The organism is Slackia isoflavoniconvertens (genome assembly GCF_003725955.1).
GTDB lineage: Bacteria > Actinomycetota > Coriobacteriia > Coriobacteriales > Eggerthellaceae > Slackia > Slackia isoflavoniconvertens.
Window position 1 is genome coordinate 1 of the sequence record NZ_QIBZ01000017.1, and the last position, 17,144, is coordinate 17,144.

15 protein-coding genes are annotated in these 17,144 nt (G+C 56.9%); 8 read left to right on the forward strand and 7 right to left on the reverse strand.

Features of this window, described 5'->3' with window-relative positions:
• Positions 1 to 437 precede the first annotated feature (437 nt).
• A complete protein-coding gene (locus DMP05_RS08345) occupies positions 438 to 1,199 on the forward strand; it encodes a response regulator transcription factor (RefSeq protein WP_161957512.1) in 762 nt (253 codons plus the stop codon).
• Between the two features lie 163 nt (positions 1,200 to 1,362).
• On the forward strand, positions 1,363 to 1,596 hold the full coding sequence (locus tag DMP05_RS08350) for a hypothetical protein (protein WP_123220017.1): 234 nt from the start codon (positions 1,363 to 1,365) through the stop codon (positions 1,594 to 1,596).
• A 103-nt stretch (positions 1,597 to 1,699) separates the two neighbouring features.
• Here DMP05_RS08350 and DMP05_RS08355 read toward each other — a convergent pair whose 3' ends face one another.
• From DMP05_RS08355 to DMP05_RS08385, 7 genes are all read right to left on the reverse strand, one after another.
• A complete protein-coding gene (locus DMP05_RS08355; protein WP_123220018.1) occupies positions 1,700 to 1,954 on the reverse strand; it encodes a hypothetical protein in 255 nt (84 codons plus the stop codon).
• Positions 1,951 to 2,172 carry a helix-turn-helix domain-containing protein gene (locus DMP05_RS08360; protein WP_114615698.1) on the reverse strand — a complete coding sequence of 74 codons (222 nt, stop codon included), beginning with the start codon at positions 2,170 to 2,172 and terminating at the stop codon, positions 1,951 to 1,953. Before DMP05_RS08360 ends, DMP05_RS08355 begins: the two co-directional genes overlap by 4 nt.
• 120 nt (positions 2,173 to 2,292) lie before the next feature.
• A complete protein-coding gene (locus DMP05_RS08365; RefSeq protein WP_123220019.1) occupies positions 2,293 to 3,771 on the reverse strand; it encodes a radical SAM protein in 1,479 nt (492 codons plus the stop codon).
• A gap of 4 nt (positions 3,772 to 3,775) precedes the next feature.
• Positions 3,776 to 4,537, reverse strand: coding sequence for a TorD/DmsD family molecular chaperone (locus tag DMP05_RS08370; protein ID WP_123220020.1), 762 nt, complete (start codon positions 4,535 to 4,537; stop codon positions 3,776 to 3,778).
• Positions 4,538 to 4,561: 24 nt separating this feature from the next.
• Positions 4,562 to 4,777 (reverse strand): hypothetical protein, encoded by a 216-nt coding sequence (locus DMP05_RS08375; protein WP_123220021.1) that lies wholly within the window; start codon positions 4,775 to 4,777, stop codon positions 4,562 to 4,564.
• A 143-nt stretch (positions 4,778 to 4,920) separates the two neighbouring features.
• The gene (locus DMP05_RS08380) at positions 4,921 to 5,493 is read right to left on the reverse strand and encodes a 4Fe-4S dicluster domain-containing protein (RefSeq protein ID WP_123220022.1); all 573 of its coding nucleotides are present in this window, start codon (positions 5,491 to 5,493) and stop codon (positions 4,921 to 4,923) included.
• 18 nt (positions 5,494 to 5,511) lie between these two features.
• Complete coding sequence (locus DMP05_RS08385) at positions 5,512 to 8,121, reverse strand: molybdopterin-dependent oxidoreductase (RefSeq protein ID WP_123220023.1); 2,610 nt, start codon at positions 8,119 to 8,121, stop codon at positions 5,512 to 5,514.
• A 355-nt stretch (positions 8,122 to 8,476) separates the two neighbouring features.
• On the opposite strand from DMP05_RS08385, the gene DMP05_RS08390 reads away from it, so the two are divergent.
• The 6 genes from DMP05_RS08390 to DMP05_RS08415 all read left to right on the forward strand — a co-directional run bounded on the left by DMP05_RS08390 (position 8,477) and on the right by DMP05_RS08415 (position 17,116).
• Positions 8,477 to 11,125: a molybdopterin-dependent oxidoreductase gene (locus DMP05_RS08390; RefSeq protein ID WP_123220024.1), complete on the forward strand. Its 2,649-nt coding sequence runs from the start codon at positions 8,477 to 8,479 to the stop codon at positions 11,123 to 11,125.
• Between the two features lie 2 nt (positions 11,126 to 11,127).
• Positions 11,128 to 11,721: a 4Fe-4S dicluster domain-containing protein gene (locus DMP05_RS08395; RefSeq protein WP_114615690.1), complete on the forward strand. Its 594-nt coding sequence runs from the start codon at positions 11,128 to 11,130 to the stop codon at positions 11,719 to 11,721.
• Positions 11,722 to 11,808: 87 nt separating this feature from the next.
• Complete coding sequence (locus DMP05_RS08400) at positions 11,809 to 12,501, forward strand: TorD/DmsD family molecular chaperone (RefSeq protein ID WP_123220025.1); 693 nt, start codon at positions 11,809 to 11,811, stop codon at positions 12,499 to 12,501.
• A 65-nt stretch (positions 12,502 to 12,566) separates the two neighbouring features.
• Positions 12,567 to 14,225, forward strand: coding sequence for an ATP-binding protein (locus DMP05_RS08405; protein WP_244595107.1), 1,659 nt, complete (start codon positions 12,567 to 12,569; stop codon positions 14,223 to 14,225).
• A 4-nt stretch (positions 14,226 to 14,229) separates the two neighbouring features.
• On the forward strand, positions 14,230 to 14,943 hold the full coding sequence (locus DMP05_RS08410) for a response regulator transcription factor (protein ID WP_170151670.1): 714 nt from the start codon (positions 14,230 to 14,232) through the stop codon (positions 14,941 to 14,943).
• 481 nt (positions 14,944 to 15,424) lie between these two features.
• Positions 15,425 to 17,116, forward strand: coding sequence for an FAD-dependent oxidoreductase (locus DMP05_RS08415; protein WP_161957513.1), 1,692 nt, complete (start codon positions 15,425 to 15,427; stop codon positions 17,114 to 17,116).
• Positions 17,117 to 17,144: the final 28 nt, after the last annotated feature.

Sequence of the window (17,144 nt, forward strand, 5' to 3'; positions counted from 1 at the left end):
AGTCCTACCGCGTCCGCCATGCCCTCATGCAGGAGGGCTAGCCGCTCAGAAAGCGTGCGCACTTCCGATGCTCAGGCTGCTCAATTTCCGATGCTCTTTTTGCTCAAATCCTCTTGACGAAACACACAAGCTGCCTCATCGGCGTGGGGTCGGCGGCGTTCGTCGTAGAAATGGGGAGGTTCTTCGCGAAAACTGGAACCAGAAGCGCTCTGAGCACTGGTATAGCCGGCGCGATATGCGGCACGATGCTACTCTCCCTATGCAATATGCTACCAACCGCAGTGTCCGACGCACTGTTGACGGTTTCCCCCGCAATCGCGTGTGCGCTTCTCGCGACAGCCCAAAGGGACTTTCGGAAAGACCGCTACTATACCCATGGTTTGAACAGCAGACCGAATTTTCCGCCACGCTATGCCGTCACATGTCTCGTGCAGGGTTTGGCCTTCGGATTTATGGCCGACACGGTGTCGTCGGTAAGCCGCCAAGGGTCCATCGCACTTCCTGTTTTGTGCTCCATCGCTTTTCTAGCAGGCGCGGTGCTGCTGGCCTTGACCGCCATCCCGCTCAAGCTCGATTTCAACCACCTACTCTATAAGGTGGGCCATCCCCTTATGGCCATAGGATTCCTGTTGCTATGCTGCGTCCCGAGCAACGCGACGATCTGCGGCTTTATATTCACCGCCGGATATTGCTACGTCTACATCATCATGACGTGCCTCAACGCGCACTTCTCACACGATCTGGGATGTTCGCCGGGATGGATTGTGGCGCTTTCGACTTTTTTTCTGGTCGCTGGCCAAATAGCGGCAATGCTCCTGTTTGATTCGGTCATTTGGCTCGCCAGCGCAGACGCGCCCACAGCAGAAATATCCGCCATCATGGCGTTTGCCCTACCGATGTGCTCGCTAGTATTCCTCGACGAAAAGAACTCCTCATCGGGCTGGGGCGCAATATGCCCGGGACAAGACGATACCGACGAAAGGTCCACCATCGCGAAAAGGCTTTCGTCGGAATTCGCACTGACGCCGCGCGAGGTCGACGTGACACTAATTCTGGCAAAAGGGCGAAACAAGGAACGTGCGGCAGAGGAGCTTCACCTCGCCCGCGAGACGGTGAAGACGCACGCCGCAAACATATACCGCAAACTTGCCATCCATTCGCAGCAAGAGCTCATCGACCTGATCGAAGGGCTCCTATAACATCCCCACGCCAACACATAGGCGCCTACAGCAACGACGCGAATACAAGGAACTGCTCACCCCTCCCTCAATTCAAATAAAAGAGAAACGCCCAAGACGAGTCACGATACAATTGCTGAAAAGCGACCGAATGCTGATCGCGCGATAGTCGAATGGACAATCGATGCTGACGTTTGCGAAGAAAACGGACGGTGGCACAACGGCCACGTACGAATACCTGCCCAATGGCGCGAATCGAGCAGGTCTGGCATCTATCAACCGAATTACAGGCGAGGCTTCGGTCATTGAAAAGTCCCCCGATGACGACGGCATGTGCACGGGCCAGATGCTCGCGCATGTCAGGCGCATGAACCGCGCAGGCAAGCTGGAGCAATCGAGTACACTGTCCTGGTACTAGCGAAACCGATGAACGCAGGCGGACGACGTGCCTACGAAGCTTGACGAGCGCACTTGCGTTGCCCTTATACCACGGCCAGCTTATCGATGCGCTTTTTCGACTGTCATGCAATCGCCCGCGCGATTTCACTATCGGCGCTGTCGGCGGCTTGCGCTTCAAACGCCGCGACAACGCGATCACGCAACATATCGATGCGCGTTTCAGCCGCCCTACGACTCAATCCCATGGAATGCCCCAATTCAACAAAATCCGCCCGTTCGACAGCTTCGAGTCGCTTCTTTTCGCCAGCATACAAGCCATGGCAGTAGTCAGTTCGGGATAAACCGTCGTCGAATTCGACCCCGATGCCCAACCTCATTTCGCACCACCCCTCGCGTCGGCGCGAACGTCGACGCCAATCGTCGCAAGAACAGCGAGCGCCTTACCCAGCTCGGCCGTTTCCTTTCCGCGCTCGAGGTTCGAGACGAACATAAGACTGCACCCCGACAGGTCGGCAATTTGCTGCTGCGTGTAGCCTTTCGCTTTGCGGAACGTCCTTACCGCCCGCCCAAAATCGGCCGCATCGTAAATTTTCATATTATCACGTCCGTAATAATTCATGGTTTTACGGGATAAATTATAGCGAACATGATAATTATGAGCAATAAAACAGCATTATCGCGAACGTAATAATTATTGCATCGAAATTCTGACTTATTACAACACGATTCGAGCATCCACCTCGCGCACAACGGGCATACCCGAGTCGTCCAGTTCAACCACATTCAGGCTCTCGATGAAATCGACGGCCGGAAACGCGTTTCGCGCGTCAGGCAGCCATGCGCAAGGGAACGCCACCACCTGCGTCGACTCGTCGTAATCAACAAAGCGCACAGCCGCCGAGGGCGCTTCATTCGTCATAGCCCGCTCGCCCGCTGTGTTTCGTTCGTTTTCCACAGCCTGCTCGACCGTTACAACCCGCTCGCTCTTCATATCGGGTTCTGCCGTCTCGCCCTGCTCGCCTGGCGCGCTCTGCTCACCAGCCGCGACCTGCTCGCTCGTCGCATCTCGCTCCGCCGCGACAAGGTCCTCCCCCAAAGCCCAGCCGAGAACCGAGCTCGCATCATCACCAACGACCTTCGCGCACTTCAGGAAATAATCCCCCTCGTCAAAATGGAGCCAGCCATGCGCTGCCGCGAACGCCTTATCGAGCAGGAAGCCCTTGTTTTGCTGGTAAATCTGTCCTGTGTTCTTATTATCGAGCGAGCAATAATGCACACCCAGGCGCAGGCCACGCTCGTCCGCAAACCGCATAAGCTCCAGGCATTCCGCCTCGCTGCCCGCGATGGGCAGCCCGCCCGCATACCAATAGTTGTACAGAATGGGATACGGGTTTTGGCGAAGCTCCAAGCCGCGCTCGGCAAACGCCTCGGCATTGCACAGCGGAAAGCCGAATTCCAGCAAGTTCACGCCGCGAACGCCCATCGCGTCAAGACGCACCAGAAGTTCTTTCATCGCCAGCCCATCATGCGGACCAACAGGCATTTCGACCATAACATCGGGGATGAAGGCAACCGCGCGCTCAATCGCGTCGAGCGTGCGCGCGTGCTCGGGCGCAAGGGCCTCATCGCCATCGAGCTTCACGCTAAAGCGAATCTCGTCCAAGCCGTGATCGCGCAGCTCTGCCAAACACGCATCGTCAAGAAAATCGCCGCACGTATACAGGCGCACGTGCGCCTGCGGGTACAGCTCGCGCGCCGCATCGAGAAACGCATACACATCGCTTTTGAACAGCAGCGGCTCGCCACCGGTAATCGCCAAGCAATCGAAACCGGCACCCGCGGCATGCGCCTCACGCAGCTCGCCCGCAATGTCGCGCTTATGCGAAAGCCAATACTCGTAGTCTTCCTGGTTGGGATTGAAGCAGAAATAGCAATGCCGCGAGCACTTGAGCGAGGTGAAGAACGTCGCCGTTCGCTCGCCTGTGCGGCATGCAACGCACGCAGGCGAAATCCAGTTCCGCCACAAGCTCGCATTCCCGTTTTCGCAATGACAGCCGCATTGCTCCGCCACGCACACGCGCGTCTCACGAAGCTGCGTCTCCTTCGCCTCAAACGGCAAACCGAATTCCGCGACCGATTTCTCAAAATCGGCTTTCACCTCGTCAAATGCGACAATGTACTCCTTCGCATCCACAGCGTTAGCCCTCCAGCTCGCCCGAAGCAACCAACTCGCCTACGAAATCGACGTCGCACGCGACAAACGCGCGCAGCGATTCGACAATCTGGAAGAACACGCCCGATTCGTCTTTGCGATAGAGTTCCTCGTTGAACGATTCGAGCCATTCGCCCACATGCGCCAACACAAACGCCTGCTGGGCGCCGAGCAATTCGCGCACGCGGGCGTCATCCCCATCGGCAAACGCCTCGTACGACTCGTCGGCCAAGCACGCAAGAAACTGCATCATCATGGCAATATGATCCTCGGGGAAATGGCCCTTCATTTCGGCCTCAAAGCCGTATTTCGCGTAACGCTCGCGCACATCGAGCGTGCTTTCCTTGAAAAGCGTCGCGTCTTTGCCCAAATAGGGCGACTCCCACGGGTATACGTACGAACCGCCAGGCACCATAAACAGCTTGTTGAATGCGACTTTCATCGCGTCAGCGTATGCCGGATCATTCGCCTGGCGCTCGCCTAAAACGGCGCACAATTCCGCCATGCGCGTAAGGGCATCCGAACACGTCGAATCGATCTTAAGCCCTTCATCCCAGGTCGCAAGGCGCTTCGCATTCGCCACGTCGGCCTTAGCCAAGCGACCGAACACCGTGCGCGTTTGCTCGCTCGAAAGAACGCCCAGCTCTTCCGCGTTCGGTTCCGCGCCAAGCGCAACGTGGAACAATCGGTAGGCGTACGCCCTGTCGGCAAGCGCCATGCCGATGCGCTCGATCGTGTTCTCGTTCATAGGTTCCCTCCTTGCGAAGCCGATTCATTCTCCCCGCTCGGCGTTCATTTTCCCAATCTCGACCATTTTATAGCCCATGCAGCCCTGGCAGCACAACCACGTGCGGCGCAAATGGCAATTCTCGCATTCGGACATCACCTTAATGCGGTATGCGGGCCGATCGATTCGCCTCATGAAATGCGCCGCGAGGTCGTCGACGCTGGCGTAGTCGCGAATGCCGACCTTCTCGAACGCCGACATACCGAAGCATTGAACCGCGCGCAAAGCAATACGGACAATGCAGGTTGCATCGCGAGCTCAGGCTAATGTTGGGCACCGTTTTCCTCCCTTATGCGAAAAAAGCCCGGGAAGACAAGCCTCCCGGGCTCCAGGCACGCCTTGTTTTACCAATCAACCTCGGTGAAGCCGGTTTCGGTCGCCGTTTCCTTCGCGTTGATGTATACATTGGGCTTGGTCTTGTCAGACGAAGGAAGAACCGCGATATCGCTCACCAGAGCATCGCCGTACTTCTTCTTGAGCTCTTCAACCTCGCCAAAATCGAGTGCGCGATTCGGACACGCCGCAACGCATGCGGGAGTGCCGCCAGCCTCGCGAATAAGGTAGCAGCTGTCGCACTTGCCAGCCTTGCCGTCTTCCCACAGCTTCGGAACGCCATAGGGGCAAGCCTCAACGCAGGCGCCATCGCCCTTGCACACTTCGCGGTCGAGAATAACCGCGCCGTCTTCGCGCTTGTCAATTGCGCCCGTGGGGCATGCGGCCATGCATGCGGGCGACTCGCAGTGGTTGCAGCTCGCCGAGTAGCTGTAGCACTTCACCTCGGGAAACGACCCAACCGAGAACGTGTGCGCGTTGCGGTAGATGGTGCCAACCTCAAGACGATTCTTGTCTTTGCAAGCGATCTGGCATGCACGGCAACCAGTGCACCTGCTCATATCAAAGTAAAATCCAATGGACATGGTATCCCCCTTGCGCCGTTAGGCGTTCACGATGCGCTGCGGCCACTCGCAGTCAGGCTCAAGCGCGTCACCGGTGTACTTCTCAATGTTGCAAATCTGGTTGTTGTAGCCAGAAACGCCAAAACCGCCGTACTCCGCACCAATCAGGTAGTTGTCGGAACCGGCGCGGTCGATGCCGGTTTTCTCGTCGACGTCGACCCAAGCGCCATGGGGCACGCCCACAACACCAGGCAGCAAAATGTCGAGAACCGCAGCGCGGCGCAGGCCCTTTCCGGCAGGCGTGCTAATGAGCACGGTGTCGCCGTCGGAAATACCCTTGGCCTTCGCATCTTCGCGGCTGACGAACACGGGGTTCGCCCACGTCTCACGCAGCCACGGGCAGTTGTCGAATACCGTATGGGAACGACGCAGGTAGTGGGGGTTGTACATGATGAAGGGGTAATCGCCCTTCTCGCCACCGATTTTGCCGTCCTTGAACGTGGATTCGTAGCCAACGCACGGAGTGACATACGTCGGGTACGGCTTGTACTGCTCAACGCCCGGATACCCGTAGGAAGCCATGAGGTCGTAGCGCTGCTGGCAGTAGATTTCAATCTTGCCGGAGTTGCTCTTAAGCGGCTTGCCCGCGGGGTCGTCCACGAAGCTCTTCCAGCCGATGAAGCCATGGCCGTCATCGGAAGTGCGCTCGTACTGGTAACCGCCGTTGGTGATGAACTCGTCCATGGAAATGACGCCCTCTTGGGCCTCGCCTTCCACGCCCATCTTCTGAATGTCGTCGGCGGTGATGGTAACGAGGGGCTTCATTTCGCCATCGTCGCCAAGCACCTGGCAGCCGGCAATCTGCTCGAAGAACTGCTGGGTTTCCGACTTATCGTAGGCAAGCGCAGGATCCATGCCCATGCCCTGGAGCAGCAGCGTGCCAATTTCCTGGTCGGTTTTGGCTTCGCCGATAGGCTCGGTGACCTGGGAGTAGCAGTACACGAATTCGCGGTTCGAAGAAGTCACGCCGCCAACGCGCTCCCACTCAGTGGTGACCGGCAGAATAATGTCGGAATAGCGGGCGTTCGTGGTCATGAACTGCGCGCGAGTAAGCACGAAGTCGACCGCGCGATGGGCCTCGATGCCTTCCTTCTGATTGAGCGACGTCTGAAGCGTTGCGTCGGTGGAGTGGAAGATGCCCTTGATGGGACCAAGCGTGGTAGGAATGCCCTCGTGGAAGCTGCCATACGCGTTGGAGACGTCGAGCACGTCGCCGCCGCCGTTCTTGATGAGTTCGTAGAGCTGCGGCTGGCGCACGCCCGTCGAGCAGGGGTTCTTCGTCTTGGGCATGGTTGCGCTGCCTGCCTTCACGAGCACCGGGCCCGCGTTGCCGCAGTTCGCATGGTAGGCGGAGCCAGTTGCGTGGCCCGACTTGCCCATGTGGCCGCCCATGGCGCCCAAAGCGACAATCATCTGAGGAATCATTTCGGCGCCGTTGCAACGGGCCATGCCGTAGTTGTGCAGCAGCATGGTCTTGTTGTTCTTGCCCATGATGCGCGCGAACGCGGTGATCTTCTCGGGCTCTATGCCGCAAATGGGATATGCCCATTCGGGAGTCTTCGGCGTGCCGTCGTAGGTGCCCAAGATGTAATCTTTCAGGTTCTCGTTCACCTTAGCGTCGGAAGGCATGCTCTCGGCGTCGAAGCCAACCGTGTAGGTATGCAGGAAGTCCCAGTCGACGATATCGCCTTCGGCCTCGTCGAGGCGAAGCATCTCGTAGGCCGTGGCCAACAGGAAGGCCATGTCGGTGCCGTTGCGAACGGGCAGCCAGTCGGCGTCGAGCATTTGAGCAGAAGCGTTGTACAGCGGGTCAACGCAGATGAACTTCGCGCCGGCCTCGTGGGCCTGAATGTAATAATACGTCGGGGTGCCGGCGGCAGACCACGTCGGGTTCGAAGCGTACATAATGATGTATTCGGCATTCTTCATGTCGAAGCGATCGTTGGCGTTGCCAAGGCCGCAGCTCGGCAGGCCGATCATTTCCGCACCAAGCGTGTAGGTGCCGTGCGAGGTGGTATCCCAGCCGCGCACGCAGCCGCACATCACGTTAATGCTGGGATCGGGAGATTTGCAATAGAAGCCCGTGGGGCCGTATTCGTCGGAGATGCGCTTGATTTCCTGACACGCAAGGTCGATTGCCTCGTCCCAGCTAATGACTTCCCACTCGTCTTTGCCGCGGTTCTCACCATTGGAGTTGCTGCCGCCGCCAGGCTGCCAGCCCTTGCGCTTAAGCGGGTGCATAATGCGGTCGGCGCCGAAGCACTGCTGTTGCTGTGCCTTGCCGCGCACACAGCCACGCTGCTGCGGGTAGTCAGGGCTATCTTCGTGGCTGTCGTCGGTCTTCTGACGAACGACAGCGCCGTCTTTCACCATGACCTTGTTCACGCAACGGCCGCCGCAATTGTGCCAGCAAGCTGCGTTAACCCACGTTCCGCCTTCTTCCGGGTTCACTGCCTCGGTCTTATCGGTTTTCTTGACCTCGGCATTTGGGGCACAGCCAAACGCAGAAAGCGCAGCGGCGCCGGCGGCAACCGCCATGCTCCCCTGCATAAACTTGCGGCGGCTGATGCCGGTATCGGTGATACCCATCTCTCCCCCTTTATTCAATTGGAACTCTTCCCCCTGAAGAGTTCTCCCTCGATAGAAATTTTAATTCTTAACAAAAACAGGGTCAATCAATTTTTTGTTAAGAATAATTCTCGAATGAGAATAAGTTGAGGTCAGAGACGAGTTTAGCGCAGAGAGGGGTGGGCAATAATTGTTATTTGTACCGAAAATAATTCACTCCTCAACGATGATTAATAATTCGGAAAGATTTCGGTAAGAAACACTCAATAAAAGCTGCATTGTCATTAATCGGCGCGATTCGTAACCTGATATTAGGTCGAAAGACTAGAAAGGCGAGCGCGAAGCGCTCGAGGGGGAATTGAAGAAGGGGGAAACAATGAGCTATCTCGATCGCGTGCAGCAAGCAACGCAGATGAGCCGTCGCGGCTTCGTGGCGACGACCGCTGCTGCTACGGCTGCGTTGGCGGCAACGAGCTTGGCGGGATGTTCCACCAACAAGGTCGAAAAGACCGAAGAAGCGGCGGTAACGACAGGCTCCGACGGCCGCGATATCATCAGCGGCGAATGGAAGGCGGCGGCGTGCTGGCACAACTGCGGCGGCCGCTGCGTTAACAAAGTACTGGTAAAAGATGGCGTCGTTGTTCGCCAAAAAACCGACGACAGCCACGAGGACAGCGCCGACTATCCGCAGCAGCGCTCATGCCTGCGCGGACACGCCCAACGCAAACAGGTTTTCGCGGCAGATCGCCTGAAATACCCCATGAAGCGCAAGAATTGGTCGCCCGACAATCCGAACGGCGATTTACGCGGCATCGACGAGTGGGAGCGCATCAGCTGGGATGAAGCTTACAAATACATCGCCGATGGGCTGCAGAAGGCCAAAGAGCAATACGGCAACCGCTCCATCCTGCTGCTCAAGGGCTGGAATTCAGAGCTCACCCGTACGCTCGGCCTGTTCGGTGGTTTCACTAACTTCTGGGACACCAATTCTTACGGCTCATGGGACAAATGCCCCAACATTATCGGCTTCAATGTAAACAAAACGCCCGACCAAACCATTAACGACCGCTACGATTTGCGCAATTGCGAAACCATCGTGATGATGGCAATGAATCCCGCATGGTCGGCCGCGGGCAGCCAAATGCTCAACTATCTTGAAGCCAAAAAGGCTGGCGCAAAATTCATCTACATCGACCCGATGTATTGCGAAAGCGCCGCAGCGCTCGACGCGGAATGGCTGCCTATTCGCCCCGCAACCGACATGCCCTTCATGTTCGGCTTGGCATATGCGATGCTCGAGCAAGACGACAAGGAAGGCATCATCGATTGGGACTTCCTGAATAAGTGCACAGTCGGTTTCGACGCCGACCACATGCCGGCCGACGCCAAGGATAATAAAAACTTCAAAGACTACGTCATGGGCACCTATGACGGCACGCCGAAAACGCCCGAATGGGCAAGCGAGATTTGCGGCATCGAAGCCGATGCGATTCGCAAACTCGCAGTTACCATGGGCAAGAAGAACAAGGTCGCCTTCTTGAGCTCCGCAGCGAATGCCCGCGTGAACAACGTGGACAGCCTGCCGCAACTCGTAATGACGATTGGCGCCATGGGCGGCCATATGGGCAAATCGGGCCACATGACTGGCACGACCATGCACTGCACGTCGGGCAATGGCGGCTATGCGTTGGTCACGAACGGCAAAGACGGCCTTCCTAAAATTGAGAACCCCGTTGACGACGCCATCAACGGCAACGAGATTTGGGATGCGATTCTGAACGGCCACTACAAGTTCACCGGCACGGGCCACTACGATCCCGCTGAGCAGCGCGACATCGACATTCACGTCATTTACAGCAACGGCGGCAACAAGCTGCAGACCAATGTTGGCATGGCGAAGGGCATCGAGGCCTTCCGCAAGGTCGACATGGTAGTAAGCCACGCGCAGTTCTACACGACGTCGGCCCGCTACTCCGACATCGTGCTCCCCATTTCCACGGAATGGGAGCGCGCCCATGGTCTTATCGGCGGCAACCTCGTCCACAAGAGCAATCGCGAAATGGTACAGGCATACGAGCGCATCATCGACCCGCTGTTCGAGAGCAAATCTGACCAGGATATCGCCTGCGAGCTCGGCGAGAAGCTCGGTTTAAAGAAGGAAGACATCTATCCGTTCGACGCTGAGCAGCAGTTCTTCAACGTGCTCACCTCGATGAAGGTCATCGACGCCGACGGAAAAACCGAAAAGAACGCCGTAAAAGTCACCGACGATGACATCAAGGCGCTCGGCGTTGACGGATCTGCACAAGATGGCGAGCTCGAATACACCGAGCTCATGAAGCGCGGCGTATACCAGGTGGAACGCCACGTGGGCGACAACTACGGCTACATTGCCCTCGAGGATTTCTGTAAAGACCCCGAGAAGAATCCCGTCGACACCCCGTCCGGCAAGCTCGAAATCTACAGCCAATCGTGGGCCGACATGGTCAATGCCATTGGCTGGAGCACCATTGAGCCGATTCCTACCTATATCCCCGTTGCAAACGGCTACGAAAGCAGCTTCGCCGATTGGGGCAGCAAGACCCCCGGCGAATATCCGCTGCAGGTAATCAATCCGCATTACCTGCGCCGCGCACACACCGCATTCGACAACGTATCGTGGCTGCGCGAAGCATGGACCAATCCGGTTTTCATTTCTCGCGAAGACGCAGCAGCGGCCGGTATTGCCGATGGAGATACGGTGCTCCTTACGAGCCCGGTAGGCAAATGCGTGCGCCCTGCAACCGTTACCGCACGCGTGCGCCCAGGCGTTGTCGCCCTGCCTCATGGCGCGTGGGTGCAGGTCGACGAAGAAACAGGCATCGACCAGGCCGGTGCGGACAACTACCTCATCGCGCAAACCCCGACAGGCGCTGCGGTATCTGGCTATAACTCCGCCCTTTGCAAGATTGAAAAATACACGGGCACCGCTTTGGGAGCCGACGCCGACCTGCCTGCTCGCATGCCCCTGAAAGATGGTGAATAATCATGGCAACTGAAGAAACCAAGCGAATGGGCTTCTATTTCGATCAAAATTCTTGCGTTGGCTGCAAGACCTGCCAAGTCGCCTGCAAAGATAAAAACGATCTCGAAGTTGGTACCCTGTTCCGCCACGTGGTCGACTTCGAGGTTGGCGAGTTCCCCTCGGTGAAGTCGTACCATTACGCAGCGACGTGCAACCATTGCGAGAACCCCGCATGCGTCGAGGCCTGCCCGACCGAGGCCATGTATATCGACGAGACCGACGGCACCGTACAGCACGACGACGAGAAGTGCATCGGCTGCCAATATTGCGTGCAGTCGTGCCCTTACAGCGTGCCTCAGTACCTCGAAGAGCAGAAAATGGTGCACAAGTGCGACGCGTGCTACGTGCTGCGCCAGAACGGCGAGCAGCCCGCTTGCGTGGCCGCATGCCCCATGCGCGCACTCGAATTCGGCGTCTACGATGACCTGGTTGCAGCGCATCCCGATGCCGTCGACCAAATTGCGATTCTGCCCGATTCTTCCCAAACGGGCCCGCATACCCTCATCGACGCTCGCCCGGCGGCGCTCGAGAACGATTTCCGCAAGGTTATCCTGTAAAAGCACACGCCCTCCAACAAGCCGCGCCAGTATCCCTCCCAGCTGGCGCGGCTTTCGCGTATCATAGTTCGAAGGGAAGGAACCGCTATGGAAGCAAACGAGATCATTGCGAACGCATGCGCAAACCGCGCGTTCATCTATCAATATTTATGGCGTGTGTTTAGCGATGTGCCTGATGAGACGCTCATCGAGACCACGCTCGGCGCAGCGCGCGAACAGTTCGAACTGTTCTTTGGCGCCGACTCGCCAGAAATGGAAGAGTTCACGGCGCTCTGCGTCGAACTTCAGGCGGCATTGGCGCTCGATGCAAACGCTTCGAGCCTGGCAAACGAATATACGCGCCTGTTTATCGGCCCGGGGAAACTTCCTGCATCGCCTTGGGAATCGGTATATGCATGTGGCGAAGAACTGGTATTTCAGCAAAGCACGCTCGACGTTCGTGCCGCATACCACGCCGCTGGGTTCGCCGCGGCAGGCTACCCGCACGTCCCCGACGACCATATCGCAACCGAACTCGCGTTCATGGCAGCGTTGTGCGACGAAGCGAAGGCGTGCGCCTCTTCGGACGATATGCCTGGCGCAAAGGTCGCGCTCGGCCGTCAGGCGATGTTTCTAGCCGAGCATCTAGGTTGTTGGGTGGGCGAATTTGCCCAACGTCTGACTAGCCACTTGCCGAAAAGTGCCAGCAGCTTCTACGTTCACGCCGCAAATCTGGCCGCTGTCTTGTGCAAGGCTGATGCAACCGCAACAGCGGAGCTTTTGGAGGCATGCCCGAAATAGCACGGGCAACAGCTCGCCTTAGGGGGGAAGGCGCGATGGGGAAACTGGAATCAAACGTTCGAAAAGTGAAACTGCGTACAAAGTTCGCCGTGCTCATGGTGACGCTGTTCGCCGTCGCCTTGGCGGTAAACGTCGTGTGGACGACAGAAGCCCAGCGTCAACAAACCGAGAGTGAACTGCAGGAAAAGGGTTTGGTGCTCTCGCAGCAAATGACCGCCATGTGGGATTTCATGTCGGCGAACCAAGAGAAGCTCGAAGCTGCCGCATATGGCAGCACGGGCAGCTATCAGGGCCTGCATTGCGCCGTCGTCGGCCGAAGCATAGGCCGGCTGTTCTCCATCGAATCGGGTTACACCACGCGCTTCGTGAACTTCAATCCGCGCAATTCCGAAGACGAGCCCGACGAATTCGAAGCAGCGGGTCTCGATGCGCTCTATGCCGACCCGACGCTTACGTATTATGCGAACGTCACGCAGTACGATGGATCGCAGGTATACCGGTACATGGCGCCCATGGAAATCAAGAAGAGCTGCTTGGAATGCCATGGCGAGCCAGCAGGCGAACTCGACGTTACGGGCCACGCGAAGGAAGGCTGGAGCGTGGGCGATGTGGGTGGAGCCATCTCCATCGTGATTCCTATGGATATCTACATTCAAGCCGAACGCGACAACGTTGCGCACAATGTGGAATTCTTCGTCGCAGTACTCGTTGCATGTCTGCTTATCGTATACGCCGCACTATCGTACCTGGTCACGCGACCACTTGCACGCATCCGCGGCGGCGTTGAGAAGATTCAGTCGGGCGAACTCGACGCGAAACTCGAACGGGTCGAATCGTCGCCCGAATTGAATTCGCTGGTCGACGAATTCAATAAAATGACGCGCGAGCTCTCCGACCTCTATGACAGTCTCGAATCCCAGGTCGCTGACCGCACGGCACAGCTCGCCCAAGCTAACGCCGTCCTTGAGCGGCAACGTGCCCAGCTGGAAGAGGCTAATGAGCGTCTAGCCCAAGACAACCAGTACAAATCGGACTTCTTATCGATGATGAGCCATGAGCTTCGCACGCCGCTCACCTCGATTTTGGCATTTTCCGAAATACTCAACAGTGAAGGAGCGCCCCGCGATGCGCGCGAAGCCCAGGTGCGCCAGGAGATTGAAACGAATTCGCGCGTACTTCTGCTCATGATTAACGACATCTTGGAAATGAGCCGCGTCGACGCAGGCAAGACTGAGCTTTCATGCGAGCCAGTAGAGCTCGGCGATGTAGTGGGCATGGTGGAATCGGTCATGCGTCCTCTTGCCGAGCACAACGGCATCGACTTCTCGTGCTCCATCGATGCCGACGTGCCGCTCATCGAAGCCGATTTCGAGAAAATTCGCCATGTGGTTGAAAACCTCGTCGGCAATGCGATGAAATTCACGCCCGAAGGCGGAAAGGTGCGCGTAACGGTGAGCTATCATCCCGAGTGCGAGCAGGCATGGATTTGCGTGGCGGATACGGGCATCGGCGTGGCGAAAGCCGATCGGGAGCGCATATTCGAGCGATTCGCGCAGGCCGATTCATCGGTATCCCGCAAATATCGGGGAACGGGCCTGGGCCTTGCTTTGGCGAAGGAATACGTCGAGATGCACGGCGGAGACATAACGCTCGAAAGCGAACTAGGGCACGGGTCGGCGTTTACGGTGCGTCTACCGATTCGCCAAGCGGTAAAGGAGGAATAGCGACATGGCCGAACCGTATAAAGTGATGCTCATCGATGACGATTGCGGCGTGCACACGCTCATTAAGCGCATTTTGGAAGATGCGGGGTATTCATATTGCGGCGCATACGGCGGCGAAGAAGGATTGGAAATGCTGTCGACCGAGCACCCCGACCTGTTGCTGCTCGACGTGATGATGCCTGGCATGAACGGCTTTGACGTGTGCAAGTCCATTCGCGAAAAGGGACGCCGAATCCCCGTCGTGTTCCTTTCCGCAAAAGGCGACATCGTCGACAAGTCGATTGGCTTCAAAGCCGGCGGCGACGATTACGTGGTGAAGCCGTTCTCTTCCGAAGAGCTGTTATTGCGCATCGAGGCGCATCTGCGTCGCCACAAAGCTAATTTGGCGTACGCGAAGGCGACTCAGCGCGAGGGATCGAACAAAACTGGCAACCTCGAGATTTTCTTCAATCGCTATGAGGTGTATTTGCGCGGCAAGAAAATCGACCTCACCGCAAAGGAATTCGAGATTCTGGCGCTGCTCGCGTCGAACCCCGGCCAGGCGTTCACACGCGGTCAAATCTACGAGCACATTTGGGGCCGCGACAGCAACGTGGACGAAAGCAGCATCACCGTATTCATGCGCAAAATTCGCGAGAAGATCGAAGACAATCCCTCGCAGCCGAAATACCTGCTCACGGTATGGCGCGTGGGATACAAGTTCGCGGAACGCGTGTAAGCGCGGTGACAGGCGGCCGAGCTAGGGTCAGCCTCCATTGAATCATTCTCTCCGTGTAAACCTCTGCAGAAAGGCCCTGGCTTTACGCCAGGGCCCCTAAAGGAACGCCGCACGGGAGGGAAAGCGGCTTCGGGTATATCGTTTTCGCGTCGGCCTTATTTGAACTCAAGCTTCGCGATAACGGTATCTGTCCCGATTCCATTGACGCCTTTTATGCCGCGTTCGGGCGGCCTTCGTCTGCGGGCCAATTGGTCTCTTCGATTCCTTTCAAATTGAGCCCCACCCGTTTCAAGCGCCGAAACTTCGACAATGAACCTCATATCCATATTTCATGTGGGAAGAAAAAACGAAAAGCCCCCTGTTTCCTATGAAGAAAAAAACGAAAAGTCCCTGTTTCCTGTGAAGACAAATGCTCAACCCTGCAGCACAATTCTCAAACAACCCGGGTAACTCATAAACACAAAAACAAGGAATGGGTGGCATGGAAACGAATATCTCCCGCAGAAATCTCATTAAAGGCGGTGCGGCATTTGCCGCGGCCGCAACTCTGCTCGGCGCTTCGGCTTGTTCCCCGCGAAAAGATGCGGAAAACGCCCCAGCGGCAAAATCTGATCTCCCCGCTGACCTACGCGCGTCAGATTTTAAATACAGCGTGGTGGAAACCGACCCTATAACCAGCTTCGCCTCCGAAGAAACCTACGACATTGTGGTGGTCGGAGCCGGATGCGCCGGCGTTCCCGCAGTGCTTACCGCCGTTGAAGAGGGCGCGACCGTCGCATGCCTCCAGAAAGAGGCCACTGTTGCCGCCAACGGAAACGGCTGCTCTTTCGTAGTTAAAGAAGCTTCCAACTTGTCGGGCATTGCACGCTGGCGCAGCGACTGGGCAAAACTCAGTGATTGGCGAATCAATCCTGCCCTGTTCCAGTATTACGTGGACTATGCCGAAGAAGCGGTACCGTGGGTTATATCTCGCGGTATCGAAGAGGGCATTACCCCTATCGAGTTCTTAACCGACAGCTCAATCCGCTATGACGACGGAAGCCTTGTCGCCGTATGCGACGCAACCCAAGAATCCAATCAGAGTCTCATGGTTGCCCTCGCAAATCGCGCTGAACAAAACGGCGCCAAATTTTACTACGAAACGCCCTGCGTTCAGCTTGTGCAGTCTGAAGACGGTACCGTAACCGGAGCAATTGGCAAAACCAAAGACGGAAAGTACATCAAACTCAACGCCTCAAAAGCGGTCATCTTGGCGGCGGGCGACTACATGAACAACGACTCAATGGTCGACCGCAATCTGCATGATTCGTTTATGTATCCAAGGGTACTGGAAAACCGCACTGGCGACGGCCACATCCTTGGCATTCTTGCCGGTGGACGCATTGCCCCGCTTGGACATGCGCGTCAAATCCATTCCAACTACATCGGCCCCTTCATGTTCTTCCCCTTCCTCGCACTGAGCCTCGAAGGCAAACGCTTCTGCAATGAGACAGTTGGTATGAGTAGCCTCAACATCCCCATGTCTTACACCACCAAGCCGGAAGACGCAGGAAGGCATTTCAGGCTGTTTGATTCCAAAACCGAAGGATTTTATCCGAGCAGCCTGGGCATTCCTCCCGTGGCCCTAGTTGGCAAAGGATCCGCCTGGATGGATCCCGAAATTGTGGTATCGGGAAACACCCTCGAGGAGCTGTGCGAAAATGCAGGCATTCCCGTTGATGAAGGCGTTGCAAGCATCAAACGCTATAACGAAATGTGCGCACAAGGGCGAGATGACGACTTCGGTGTGCCCGGCAGTCATCTGGTGGCAATGGACACTCCGCCGTATTACTGCATCAAGGGCGATGTGGGTATGTCGGCAATTAACGCTGGCGTCATGGTGGACGACCGCTATCGCGTTATCGATGAAGACAGCAATCCCATTCCGGGGCTATACGCTGCCGGCGTTGATGCAGGCAACCCATGCGGCGGCATCAACTGGAGCATGCCCGGAGGCTTTTCGAATTCCCATATCTTCACCGCAGGGCGTTATACGGTGATTCACGCGCTGACCGGCGACATGACACCTAAAAATCCCAGTGGATTTGATGACTTGAAAGAATATTTCGCAGGCGAAGACGGGTCATATATGTGGGAAAGCCCTGATTGCGCCACGGCCATCAGCGTTTGGTAGACGCCTCTACTCTTACGTTCCTGCAGGG